9 protein-coding genes and 2 pseudogenes are annotated in these 12,682 nt (G+C 35.4%); 1 reads left to right on the top strand and 10 read right to left on the bottom strand.

Features of this window, described 5'->3' with window-relative positions; translation table 11 throughout:
• Nucleotides 1-113 precede the first annotated feature (113 nt).
• The 5 genes and pseudogenes from MVE64_RS20550 to MVE64_RS20530 all read right to left on the bottom strand — a co-directional run bounded on the left by MVE64_RS20550 (nt 114) and on the right by MVE64_RS20530 (nt 6,291).
• On the bottom strand, nt 114-1,787 hold the full coding sequence (locus MVE64_RS20550; RefSeq protein WP_247340952.1) for a glycoside hydrolase family 13 protein: 1,674 nt from the start codon (nt 1,785-1,787) through the stop codon (nt 114-116).
• A 202-nt stretch (nt 1,788-1,989) separates the two neighbouring features.
• Nucleotides 1,990-3,012: a LacI family DNA-binding transcriptional regulator gene (locus MVE64_RS20545; protein ID WP_098796735.1), complete on the bottom strand. Its 1,023-nt coding sequence runs from the start codon at nt 3,010-3,012 to the stop codon at nt 1,990-1,992.
• Between the two features lie 102 nt (nt 3,013-3,114).
• A complete protein-coding gene (locus tag MVE64_RS20540) occupies nt 3,115-3,930 on the bottom strand; it encodes a carbohydrate ABC transporter permease (RefSeq protein WP_247340950.1) in 816 nt (271 codons plus the stop codon).
• Nucleotides 3,930-4,790, bottom strand: coding sequence for a carbohydrate ABC transporter permease (locus MVE64_RS20535; protein WP_121664900.1), 861 nt, complete (start codon nt 4,788-4,790; stop codon nt 3,930-3,932). Before MVE64_RS20535 ends, MVE64_RS20540 begins: the two co-directional genes overlap by 1 nt.
• Nucleotides 4,791-4,978: 188 nt before the next feature.
• Nucleotides 4,979-6,291 (bottom strand): annotated as a pseudogene (locus MVE64_RS20530) (ABC transporter substrate-binding protein).
• Nucleotides 6,292-6,636: 345 nt separating this feature from the next.
• Between MVE64_RS20530 and MVE64_RS20525 the strand changes: the two are divergent.
• The gene (locus MVE64_RS20525; RefSeq protein ID WP_247340948.1) at nt 6,637-7,485 is read left to right on the top strand and encodes a dimethylarginine dimethylaminohydrolase family protein; all 849 of its coding nucleotides are present in this window, start codon (nt 6,637-6,639) and stop codon (nt 7,483-7,485) included.
• Nucleotides 7,486-7,737: 252 nt separating this feature from the next.
• On the opposite strand, the gene MVE64_RS20520 is transcribed toward MVE64_RS20525, so the two are convergent.
• The 5 genes and pseudogenes from MVE64_RS20520 to ggt form a co-directional block, all read right to left on the bottom strand.
• Nucleotides 7,738-8,268 (bottom strand): chromate transporter, encoded by a 531-nt coding sequence (locus tag MVE64_RS20520; protein ID WP_247340946.1) that lies wholly within the window; start codon nt 8,266-8,268, stop codon nt 7,738-7,740.
• Nucleotides 8,268-8,840, bottom strand: a complete 573-nt coding sequence (locus tag MVE64_RS20515) for a chromate transporter (protein ID WP_247340944.1) — start codon at nt 8,838-8,840, stop codon at nt 8,268-8,270. The genes MVE64_RS20520 and MVE64_RS20515 overlap by 1 nt, the downstream gene beginning before the upstream one ends.
• A gap of 284 nt (nt 8,841-9,124) precedes the next feature.
• Nucleotides 9,125-9,574 carry an Lrp/AsnC family transcriptional regulator gene (locus MVE64_RS20510; protein WP_121660882.1) on the bottom strand — a complete coding sequence of 150 codons (450 nt, stop codon included), beginning with the start codon at nt 9,572-9,574 and terminating at the stop codon, nt 9,125-9,127.
• An 85-nt stretch (nt 9,575-9,659) separates the two neighbouring features.
• Nucleotides 9,660-10,834: pseudogene (locus MVE64_RS20505) on the bottom strand (SulP family inorganic anion transporter).
• A 228-nt stretch (nt 10,835-11,062) separates the two neighbouring features.
• Nucleotides 11,063-12,640: a gamma-glutamyltransferase gene (gene ggt / locus MVE64_RS20500; protein ID WP_247340918.1), complete on the bottom strand. Its 1,578-nt coding sequence runs from the start codon at nt 12,638-12,640 to the stop codon at nt 11,063-11,065.
• Nucleotides 12,641-12,682: the final 42 nt, after the last annotated feature.

Genomic DNA, 12,682 nt, shown 5'->3' with positions numbered 1-12,682 from the left:
TATTAGTTTTATAATAAACTAACTCCATTAGTTTTACAACCATCATTTCTAAATGATTATTCTAAAACAATAAAAAAGACATATCACTAAAAGTAATATGCCTTCATTATACATTAAACCCAATAAACTCTTGTTTCATAAGGTTTCAGTTCAAATTTTGATATTGCTTGATGTTCCTTTACTTCATAATTGGAAAGTAACAGCTGATTTGAATCAACATTAAATTCTAGATCTTCTTCCCAAGTAGCTGAATCTCCCGTAAGGTTTGTGAGAATAACAACTTTTCCATCCTTTAATGTTCGTGTGTACGCATAAATTTGTGGATGATCTTCTAAGATCAAATCATATGTTCCATACGTAAACACATCATTTTCCTTTTTAATCTTGATCATTTTCTTATAAAAATGTAGAATAGATCCTTCGTCTTGTTGTTGTACTTCAACATTAATATGACGGTAGTTTTCATTTACACCAAGCCATGGTGTTCCTGTTGTAAATCCTGCATTTTGCTCGGCAGACCATTGCATCGGAGTTCTTGAGTTATCACGACTGGATGACCAAATTACTTCCATAATCTCTTCATGTGGTACGCCTTCTTCACGCTTAATTCTGTACATATTTCGATCGGCAACATCATTATATTCCTCAATCGAATTGAACTTCACATTTGTCATCCCTATTTCTTGTCCTTGATAAATAAATGGAGTTCCCTGCATGAGGAAGTACATAGCACCAAGTGCCGTAGCGCTCTCATACCAGTATTCCTTATCATTCCCCCAAGTTGAAACACGGCGTGGCTGGTCATGATTTTCTATAAAAAGGGCATTCCATCCGTTATTTTCGAGAGTTTTTTGCCACTTTGTTAGAACATTTTTTAGTCCTAAAATATCTAAACTATTTTCTTTTGTAGCATTCCATAATGATAAATGCTCGAATTGAAACACCATATTAAATTTACCATTTTCCGTTCCAACCCATTGATCTAAATCTTCGTGATCTTCAACTTTGACTCCGTTTGCTTCACCAACAGTCATGATGTCATATTTCGAAAACGTTTCTTCTTTTAATTCTTGCAGGTAGGTATGGATACCTTTAACATTCATATGCTTATCAAAGGAAGGTACATATTTTAGTCCCTCTGGATTTGGCATATCCACTAATCCTTCTTCTTTATTAATATGACTAATTGCATCAACACGGAAACCATCTATTCCTTTATCAAGCCACCAGTTGACCATATCGTATAGGGCATGGCGAACTTCAGGATTTCTCCAATTTAAGTCAGGTTGTTTTGTTGAAAAAATATGCATGTAATATTGCTCTGTTTTTTCATCATATTCCCATGCTGAACCACTAAAAATACTTTCCCAGTTATTCGGCTCTTTTCCGCCTAAACCATCTCTCCAAATATACCAATCACGTTTTTCACTATCTTTAGATGTGCGTGATTCAATAAACCAAGGATGCTCATCACTTGTGTGGTTAATAACTAAATCGATTATTAATTTCATCCCTCGGTTATGAACTTCTTTTAACAACTGATCAAAGTCTTCCATCGTTCCGAAGTCTTCCATGATGTCTTGATAATCACTAATATCATAGCCATTATCATCATTAGGCGATTTATACATTGGACAAATCCATATAACATCTATTCCTAAATCTTTAATATAATCTAATTTTGAAATCATTCCTTGAAGGTCACCAATTCCATCACCATTTGAATCCATAAAGCTCCTAGGATACACCTGGTAGGCAACCGCTTCTTTCCACCATATCTTGTTCATGTTACTTCCTCTCTTATGCGCATTAATTTTGGGCATAGTTTTCTTTACAGTTCATTTTCCTAGTTTCTCCATTATCATGAGGCATACACATTTATTATTATGTGAATGCAGAACCGTTCATGTTATAAAAGAAAAGGACAAATGATCAAATGTATGTACACATTTCAATACATTGCGATCAATTATCCTTTTTACAATAATCCTATTTCTTTTTTTTACATGATTTACGTTCAATGAATTTAGTAGGAATTGTAATTCTTTTCGGCAAAGAATCTGGTTTGTTCATTTTTTCAATTAAGCAATTTGTTGCTTCTAAGCCTAGTTGATAAATGCAAATATCAACTGAAGTTAAAGGCGGTTTTGAATGTTCAGATAGCATTAAATTGTTAAAGCTTATAATAGAGATATCATTTGGAACACTTACATTCATATCCTCTAAATGACTAATCATTTCATATGCAATTAAATCATCCTGCGTCACAAGTGCCGTTGGTGGAGAGTCTAAGGACATAAGAAGTCTGATCGCTTCTCTCCCGTTTTCCTTAATATATTCTTCATGGACCATATATTCTTCATTAAACGGAATATCAGCTTCCTCTAGTGCCAACTTATATCCATTTAAACGGTCAATGGTTACGACAAAATGAAGACTACCTCCAACAAATGCAATATGACGGTGCCCAAGTTCAATTAAATATTTTGTTACTTGTTTTGTTATATAAATATTATCGTTATCAACAAATGAAATTCTTTCCTCATTTTCAAAAGGTCTCCCCACAACAACAAAAGGAAAATTTGAGTCATGTAAAAATTTCATTGTTTTATCATTAATTCTTGAATATAAAAGGACAATGCCATCAACACGTCTACCTTGGACCATCGATACAACTTCATTAAAGATTTCGTTTTCATCAGATCCTGTAGACAAATAAATTCCATATTTATTTTCATGTGCGCTTGTACTTATCCCTCTTAATACTTCCGGGAAAAAGGGATTTTGAAAGGCATAATACGCTGAATTTGGCATAACCACACCGATTGTTTGAGTACTTTTTGCAACTAAGCTGCGCGCCTGAAAATTTGGATGATATCCCAGTTCCTCCATTACTTCTCGAACTCGTTTTTTTGTTTGCTCACTAATACGAGGACTGTTTGCAATAACCCTCGACACAGTTGAAGGAGCTACATTCGCTCGTTTTGCAACATCTTTAATTGTTACGATCATTGCTGCCTCCTTACTAATTGCAGGTGTTAGAAACACCAATTCTTATTTCTATCATAATACGTCGAGAAGGATAATGGAAACGCTTTTCTTCTTTCACTTCAATTATTTTACTGCACCTTCGGAGATTCCTTTAATAATTTCACGTTGTGCGAAGAAATACACGATAATAACAGGAATAATCGCAATTGTTAAGCCTGCAAGAGCTAAGTGCCATTGCTTTGTATATTCACCAAAGAAGAAGAACATTTTTAATGGTATTGTTTGAAGTCCTTCTTGATTTATAACTAATGAAGGCAATAGGTAATCATTCCAAATGTAAATGATATTTAGAATTGCGACTGTTACAGTAATAGGCTTCAATATTGGGAAAATGATGTACCAGAAAACCTGGAACTTATTGCATCCATCAATTGTTGCAGCTTCATCCAATGATTTAGAAATTCCATTTAATGAACCGTGGAATAAGAAAATCGATAAACTGCTACCAAAACCTAAATACATGAAGATTAATCCAACTCTGTTTAACATTTCGATTTGTCCAAACACAGTAACAAGCGGAATCATTACCGACTGGAAAGGAATTAACATCGCCGCTACAAATAGCATAAAAAGAATTGTACTTGTTTTGCTCTTGTTTCTTGAAAGTGCATAGGCTGCCATTGATGAGAAAATAATGATAATCGCAACACTAATCACAGTAATAAGTAATGAGTTGAAAAATGTTTGAATAAAGTCAAGCTCTTCAAAGGCTTGGAAATAGTTATCAAGTGTAAGCTCTTCCGGTAACTTCAATACATCAGTAAAGATTTCTCTCTTTGTTTTTAACGAGTTAACGATCATTAAGTAAAAAGGTGCTAACCAGATAATCCCTAAAACAACACCCAAGATTTCAACAGGAAATTGATATTTGCTTCTCATTATACTTCAACCTCCTTCTTCTTGTTCATATACACCTGAGTTAATGAGATGACAGCAACAATAATAAAGAAGACAACTGCTTTTGCTTGAGCGTAAGCCATATCTCTTTCACCAAAAGCTGTTTTAAAGATTTCCATCGCAACCATTTGTGTTGAATTATACGGTCCACCACTAGTTAAGGATAAGTTCTGATCGTATAGCTTAAACGAGTTTGATAGAGTTAAGAACATACTTACTGTAAATGCTGGTGCAACAAGTGGGAAAATAATATATCTGAATCGTTGGAAAGGTCCTGCTCCATCAATCTCAGAAGCTTCAAGGAGCTCACTTGGCAGACCCTCTAAGTAAGCAATATAGATAATCATGATATACCCTGACATTTGCCAGCTCATTAAAATAACTAATCCCCAGAATCCAGTTTCTGTCGTTGATAACCAGCCTTTTAATGATTCTATACCTAATACATCTCCAATTCCGGCAAATACCTTAATGAAAATAAACTGCCAGATAAAACCTAAAATTAATCCACCAATTAAGTTAGGCATAAAGAAAATAGTTCTTAAGAACTTACTTGATTTAATTTTTGTTGTTACAATTAACGCTAAACCTAATCCAATAGCATTTGTTAATAAAACAGATACAACGGAAAACTTCGTTGTGAACCAAAGTGATGCTAGAAATTCTTCATCCTTAAAAGCATCAATATAATTCTCAAGTCCAACAAATGAACCAATCTTAATACCGTTCCAATCTGTAAATGAATAATAAACACCAATTAGTAAAGGTATGATTATAACCATTGCCAATGCAAACAGGACAGGTGCTAAGAATAACCAATATGATAGATCCCGAGTACGCATCATGTGAATCCCTCCAACACTTTTTTGCTTTTTAATGTAGTAGTCAAGCGCTCAATCTATAAGTCGCTCCATAAACGAAGGTTATAGGCACCTTTGTTTATGGAGCAGCTTATAACAAAGCCACTCCTTACATGGATTAATAAAACAAAGTAGCAACAATCTGCTACTTTGCTTTATCCATCTCCACCTTATTCTTTAGACTCTGCCCAAGCAGCTTTTGAATCTTCAACAATCTCTTCCCAAGTAGCTTCTTCAGCTAAATATTTTTGGATATTAGCACCAAGCTCATTTTGACCCCAGTTTGCTGGATAACCCATAAATACCCATCCAATTGTTTTTCCTGCTTCTGCATACTCATAGACTTGTTTTGAAAGTGGATCTGTAATTTTTGAAGCATCGTAGCCTTCATAAGCTGGAACGAATTTGAAATCATTAAGTACAACTTCTTTACCTTCGTCAGATGTATATAACCAATCTAGGAATTTTGTAGCTTCTTCGATTACTTTTTCATCTTTGTTCTTGTTAACAATGCCCAGTACATTGGAACTCCTACTGGAATCGCATCTTCTTTGTATCCTGGAACAGGGATAGGTAAGATCCCAACCTTGTTGTTTGCTAGCTCTTCGTCAATTCCAGAAATTGAACCATATACCCAGTTACCTTGTTGAATCATCGCAACTTTTCCAGTAGAGAATAATTCTTCAACTTGTTGAGAATAATCAAGACTTACAACAGGTTGAACTGAGTGTTTATTTTGAAGATCAATAAAGTTTTTCATTGCATCGCCATATTTAAAATCAACTGTTTTAGATTCAAATGCACTTGTTACGTTTCCATCAAATTCAGGAGAAATAAATGCGTTTGATAAGTGTAAACCTGTTACCCAAGTTTCTTTTGCAGGTAATGCAAATACTGCTTCTAAACCTAGGTCTGATTTCTTTTCATCTAAAGTTTTAACAGCTGCTTCTAAAGAAGCCATATCTTTAATATCTGCAGGGTTAATTCCCGCTTTTTCAAAAATTTCAGTGTTATAAATTAGGCCATAACCTTCTTGGTTAAATGGTAAGCCTAGTACTTGATCATCTTTCGTTACACCGTCAAGTGTACCTTCAAGTGCCGCACCAGCCGCAGCAGAATCAGTTAAATCAGCTAAGCTATCTTCCCAGTCAATTACGTCAGTCGGACCACCAATATTGAAAATTGCAGGCTCGTCACCAGATGCAAATTTAGATCTTAACGCTGCACCATAATCTTCTCCGCCACCTACAGTTTGGATATTAATCTTTACCCCTGGATTAGCTTCTTGGTATTGCTCTGCTACTGCTTCAAACTGATCCTTGAATTCTACTTTAAATTGGAAAATATCTAGAGTTACTTGATCTCCTTCAGAACCTGATCCTTCTTTTTCAGAAGAAGAGTCACTGCCGGAACAACCAGCTAATACAACGCTTACAAGAAATAGAATCGAGAAAAAGCTTAAAAATACTTTTTTACTTCCCATTGTTTTTACCCCCGTTTTATTTATTTGCGCTCTTGCGCTGTTTCAGGTGAGTGAGGAAACGTTTGCACAAACTCTTATAAAAAATCATAGAGTTTCTTACTTTTAACCTTTTAATCTATTTTTTCATAACGAATAAAAAGGTTATAAAGAGAATTCATCTATGAGATAGTGTGCAACAGCTTGCGAAATCGTTTGCACTAACCTTGCATAAAGAAATATATCATAGATTTTTTATTTGTACAACAAAAAATTATTATTTTTTCTAAGCTTGATTAAATTGCAGACGTTTAATAATTTTCAGAGTTAGGGAATATTACACATTAAGAATGAAATGAGGAGGATAACATGGAAAATCTTGATTACATAAAATGCTCTTGTAAATCGGAATATGACACTCTAAAAAAAGTGGTTTTATGTTCACCAGAATTCATGACAATTAAAGAACCAATTAATGAAATCCAAAAAAGGTTTTTAGAGGAAAATATCGACACAAAACTTGCTCAACAGCAACATAAAGACTTAGTTAATACATTAAAAGAAAACGATGTGGAAGTAATCTTACTTACACCTAGAAAAGACTTTCCCGAACAGGTTTTCACCCGTGATATCGGATTTGTACTAGGTCATCAAGTTTTTGCGGCAGACATGGCTCATGATGTGAGAAAAGGAGAAGAAACATCTTTTATCGATTACCTAGAAAAGGCGCAAATTACCTACACAAATTTGATTGGAGATAAAATCGAAGGTGGCGATGTTTTTATCGATCAAAACACAATTTACGTTGGTGTAAGTAATCGAACAAACGTAAATGCTATTTCGCATTTACAAAGCCTGTTACCCACTTTTGACGTTATTGAAGTTCCATTTACAGATAAATATTTACACTTAGATTGTGTTTTTAATATCTTATCACCGGAGGATGCTTTAATTTTTCCTAACGAAATAGAAAAGAACAAGGTAGAACTGTTATCATCTCGCTATAACTTAATTGAGGTAACAGAGGAAGAACAAGCAACTTTAGGTACTAATGTTTTATCGATAGGAGAAAAGCGAGTATTAAGCTTACCAATTAATAAAGGTGTTAATCAGAAGCTACGTGAACGGGGGTTTCATGTTATAGAGGTTGATATTACAGAGATTATAAAATCAGGTGGAGCATTTCGTTGTTGCACTCTTCCGTTAATTAGGGAATAGAAAAAGCTTCAGTTCCTTTTATAGGAATTTGAAGCTTTTTTGTTAGGAATAACATGATGAATCTTTTATTCAGTTACTCTTTCTAGCACCGCCGCTGCTGTTGGTTCACCAATGATAATCACATCAAGATCGTGATTGTTAAGTGATCCTATTACCAGCAAATTCCCCCAAAAGTGGATGTGGTAAAAGCTTAGAATACATATTAGCTTCTTTATGTGCATGGGGTGAAATTCATCTAACAAGTGAAGTATTTCACCCTAGAAAAACAGCTCCATATCCCATCGCACCAACGATAACTAATGCAGGGTGTACTTTCAGCTTTTCTAACAATAATAAGCTGATCGCAACCAGAAAGAGCGATTGCCATATTCCTGTATCTTGATATGAGGTAAAGAAAAAGCTAAATGCCATCATCCCTAATAACACTGCAATTGTAGGGCGAATGAATGTTGTCATTCTTTTTACTTTTGGAGAATCCTTATACTTATATAAAAACCCTAATAAAACGATCATCAAAATTAATGAAGGAGCAACTGTAGCAAAAATCCCAACAAGACTTCCTAACACTCCCCCTTGTTGGTACCCAATATAACCAGCCATCTTAGTGGCAATTGGACCTGGAAGAGCATTTCCTAACGCAAGCACTTCACTAAATTCATTTACGTTCATCCAGCCATATCGATCCACTACCTCATTTTCAACAAGCGGGATGGATGCCGGACCACCTCCGTAACCTAAAATCCCAGGTATAAAAAAGGCAAGAAAAATCTCCCAATAAAGCACTAAGCACTCCCCCTTTCAACCGCCCGATCTTTATCTGGATTTTTATCTTTTTTTAATATCGCCGCGAGCAAAAGTCCTCCAATTAAAATGGCAGGGTGTACTCCAAGAATCTCCATTAAAAGAAAACTACCACATATAAGTGCTAATGCTTTTATCCAGCCGAGTGACTTTTGAGATTTCTTAAAGAAGTCCCAAGTTAAAGTAGCTAACATGACTCCTACGACGGGGACCACTGCTGCTGTCATTCCTTGAACCCATGGATAATCTTTGACAGAGCTAATTGTTGTTAAAAGAACGATCATTAACACAATAGTAGGAAGAATCGTAGAAAGTGTAGCATTTATTAAACCTAATATTCCCGCGACTCGATAACCAATATATCCTGCCATTTTTGTAGCAATAGGCCCAGGCAATGTATTCCCAAGAGCTAACACATCTGCAAATTCATCATCATTCATCCATTTGTACTTTTCAACCACCTCTTTATGAACAAGTGGTATTGAAGAAGGACCACCGCCATACCCAAGCATTCCAACCCGAAAAAAAGCTAAAAATAGCTGCAGCTGTGTCATTTTTAATCACCCTTCTACATTAATTTTCAATGTAATTCCCCTCGCTATTTATTCTCCCCTTTTTCATTTAAATGTTCCTTTACGATGCTTATGGTGGATCTTACCATTTATGCAATCAACCTTATCATTTGTTAGTTATTATTTTATATTAAATTAACAAACGGAAGATATTTATGATTATAAACCATATAAAGTTAATTTTCTATACAATTCCCAGAAAAATTTCAACAAAAAAGAATGACTTTTTGCTAGTTTCTTTCAAAAGTCATTCTTTACAAATTTTATTATAACTTCATCCCACTTCTACTTTTAAAACGTCTTAGTAAAATGTGACTTTCCACTCTGGTAATTCCTTCAAGTGCATATAATTCATTGTTGATAAATTTTTCTAATGCGACAAAGTCATCAACCAACACATGCATATGTAGTGTACTAGGGCCTGTCATTTGATAGCAGCTTGAGACACAGGGATTATCCGCCAATGTTTCAGCGACCTCAACTAAATAAGCCGGTTCACAGTCAACCTCAAAAAAAGCTGAAACATTTTTGCCCATCTTCTCAGAATTGATCACAACACTGAACTTTTCAATTACATCATTGTTTATTAATTGATTTACACGTTCTCGAACGGATACCCGTGACAAATCTAGTTCTTTTCCGATATCTGAATAAGACATTCTGCCATTAATCGTGAGTAACTCAAGTATTTTTCTATCAATATGATCTATTTTCAATGAAAACCCATCCTTTAAGTATATATAGTCTTAGTATAATAAGAAGATGGTTTGGTTAAAAGTCTTACATAAAGAAAAGTTATGTTTAACGAATACTATATGAAATATTTACTTTGCGAATACCAGACAAAATAGAGAGGAATATTCCAATGCCCAGTCCAAATTTAGGGCCTGAAACAACCGTTACTGAAAAAGTTAAAAGAAGTATAGCTGCATTCAGTATATTGGTTCTAAGTAAGTAGATCGCCTCTTTCACGTCGATTAATTTTATAACTGACACTAAAATGATAGAGGCAAGAACAGCTTTTGGAATAAAAGCAAACAATGACGTAAAACACGCTAACGTAACTATAACAATTCCTGCACTTAAAAAAGAAGAAAATTTTGTCTTTGCTCCTGAGCTATAGTTAACTGCAGACCTTGAAAATCCACCTGCTACTGGCATTGATGAAAAAAAACCTCCAATCAAATTCGCAATGCCAAGAGACTTTAATTCCGTGTTGGGACGAATTGAATATCCTTCTTTCTTTGCAATCACTTTTGCAATAGCAAACGTCTCAATAAAACCTATAAATGCAATAACAATAGCAGTTGGTAACATCACAGATACTTTGTCCAAACTTAATTCAGGTAACACAAATGGAGGAAGCCCCATTGGAATTTCTCCAATAAGCACTACACCTTTGCTTGAAACATTTAATATATAAGCAACCATTGTACTTATAAATATGAGGAAAATTGGTTGAGGGTAGTTTGGTAGTAATTTTTTTAATAACATAAGTGCAATGACTGATATAAAGCCAATTAAGGCTGTTAATACATGAATGTCTTTTAGATTAGTTATAATCACCCCTAAGGAGGTAATCATATTACCTCGATCATGCAATGGCATTTTAATGATTGTGCTTATTTGATTTACCGCTATGATCACCGCACACCCTGAAGTGAAACCACTAATAACACCATGAGGAACATGTTCAACAATTACCCCAACTTTTAGTAAGTGTAAGAGGAATTGAATAACACCAACGAGAATCGTCAATATGGCAACATACTGAATATATTCGGGAGTACCTGCAACAGCATAAGGTGTCACACCACTGAAAATAAGAATTGAGATCATCGCAACAGGTCCTATTGAAACATGTGGAGACGATCCAAATAATAAATAGATAAGCACTGGAATTGTTGCTGTATATAATCCTATAACAGGTGGCAGCCTGCTATCAATGCATACGCTATACCTTGTGGAATGACCAATGCAGCAACAACTAGTCCAGAAGATAGGTCACCTCTTATATATTCTTTTTTATAATGTAAGAACGACAACTTAACTTCTCCCTTCTAAAGACCATAAGTTGATTCATTTTTATACATATTTCAAAATATTAATATATATGCTTTTCTACCAAACAAATGGTTAGCAATTTAGTTAAATTATTAACATTCGAAAAAACCCGTCCTACCTAAGACGGGTTCTCCTAAAAATCACCTTCCAATCGCGGCTCCATCGCTCCTAGGGTCCACTCCACCATGAACAAAGCCCTGATCATCAATGACTATTGCATTTGCATGGCCCATAATTCCGGCAAAATCTTCAACTTTATTAACAATATGTCCAGCTTTTGATAATTGCTCAATCACATCCATGCTAACACGACCTTCAATTTTCAACTGTTGAGTTTGTTGTCCCCACGTTCTTCCCCACACAAATCTAGGTTCACTTATCGCCTGTTGTGGATTCATTCCATAGTCAATCATTCTGGTAATGATAACTGTTTGAGTTTGCGGCTGACCTTCACCACCTTGTGTGCCATAAAGAATCCTTGGCTGACCATCTCTTAGAGCCATTGCTGGCATAAGAGTATGGAAGGTTCTTTTTCTTGGTTCGAGGCAATTCACATCACTTGGGTTAAGGGAGAAAAACGAGCCCCTATTTTGCATAACAACGCCGGTATCTCCAGCAACCACACCTGATCCAAATTCAAAATAAAGACTTTGTATAAAGGAAACAGCGTTACCTTCCTCATCAATAACAGCCGCATGAGCTGTGTCGCCAACTGATTGAGTTTTTATATCATTAGTACGGTCTAATTGAATGGCACCTGCTATCTCTTTTGCATACTGCTTACTTAATAATCTTTCTATAGGCACGGAGTAAAACTCAGGATCTGTTAAATGATTATTTCGATCTTGAAAACTCCTTTTCAATGATTCTACTAATAAATGATAATATTCATAAGATCCTTCGGAAATAGCAGTAAGATCGAAATTTTCTAATATATTCAGCGCCATTAATCCCACAAAGCCTTGTGAGTTTGGAGGAACTTGATACATAGTATACCCGCGATATGTAGAGGTAAGTGGTTCAGTCCATTCTCCTTTATGATGAGCCAAATCCTCAACCGTTAGCTTGCCGCCCTTATCTTTTAAGTTAGAAATAAGTCGGTATGCAAGCTCACCTTTATAGAATTCATCTCTACCAGATAATGCCAACTCTTTTAATGTTGTTGCTAAGTTTTCTTGTACGAATCTTTCATTTACCTTAGGAATCTTTCCTTTGGGTAAAAAAACATTTGCTGTATCTTTATCTCCTTTTAACATTTCTGCATTTTTGACTGTATTCTCATGCTGATCAAGTGAGAATGGAAACCCTTTAGAAGCATACTCAATTGCTGGCTGCAGCACTTGCTCTAACGAAAGTCGCCCATACTCCGTTAATACAGCATCCCAGCTATCAACCATTCCAGGCACTGTTATCACACTCTCAATACCTCGAGTAGGAATAGCGCTTTTCCCTTCATATACGTCACGTGTTACATTTACTCCTGTTCGTCCACTTCCATTGTATGCACGTACTTTTTGATCCTTTTTACTGTATGTGAGCCAAAAAGAATCACCACCAAGTCCTGTCATATGAGGATACACAACCGCAAGGCAGGCACTAACAGCTACTGCTGCATCAAAAGCATTTCCTCCTTTTTCAAGGATTGTGTTTCCTGCTTGAGATGCTAAGTAATGCGGACTTACGACCATTGTTTTTGAACCGACAATTGGTTTACTCATGCAATCCCCTCCTCATTTATTTTTCATAAACATATTCAAGAA

It is taken from the genome of Metabacillus endolithicus (assembly GCF_023078335.1).
GTDB classification, from domain to species: Bacteria; Bacillota; Bacilli; order Bacillales; family Bacillaceae; genus Metabacillus; species Metabacillus endolithicus.
This window is presented reverse-complemented; position numbering and strand designations above follow the sequence as displayed.

Coding starts and splice junctions, on each gene's coding strand:
- MVE64_RS20550 (WP_247340952.1), bottom strand. CDS start 1,787: ATGAACAAGATATGGTGGAAAGAAGCGGTTGCCTACCAGGTGTATCCT.
- MVE64_RS20545 (WP_098796735.1), bottom strand. CDS start 3,012: ATGATCGTAACAATTAAAGATGTTGCAAAACGAGCGAATGTAGCTCCT.
- MVE64_RS20540 (WP_247340950.1), bottom strand. CDS start 3,930: ATGAGAAGCAAATATCAATTTCCTGTTGAAATCTTGGGTGTTGTTTTA.
- MVE64_RS20535 (WP_121664900.1), bottom strand. CDS start 4,790: ATGCGTACTCGGGATCTATCATATTGGTTATTCTTAGCACCTGTCCTG.
- MVE64_RS20525 (WP_247340948.1), top strand. CDS start 6,637: ATGGAAAATCTTGATTACATAAAATGCTCTTGTAAATCGGAATATGAC.
- MVE64_RS20515 (WP_247340944.1), bottom strand. CDS start 8,840: ATGACACAGCTGCAGCTATTTTTAGCTTTTTTTCGGGTTGGAATGCTT.
- ggt (WP_247340918.1), bottom strand. CDS start 12,640: ATGAGTAAACCAATTGTCGGTTCAAAAACAATGGTCGTAAGTCCGCAT.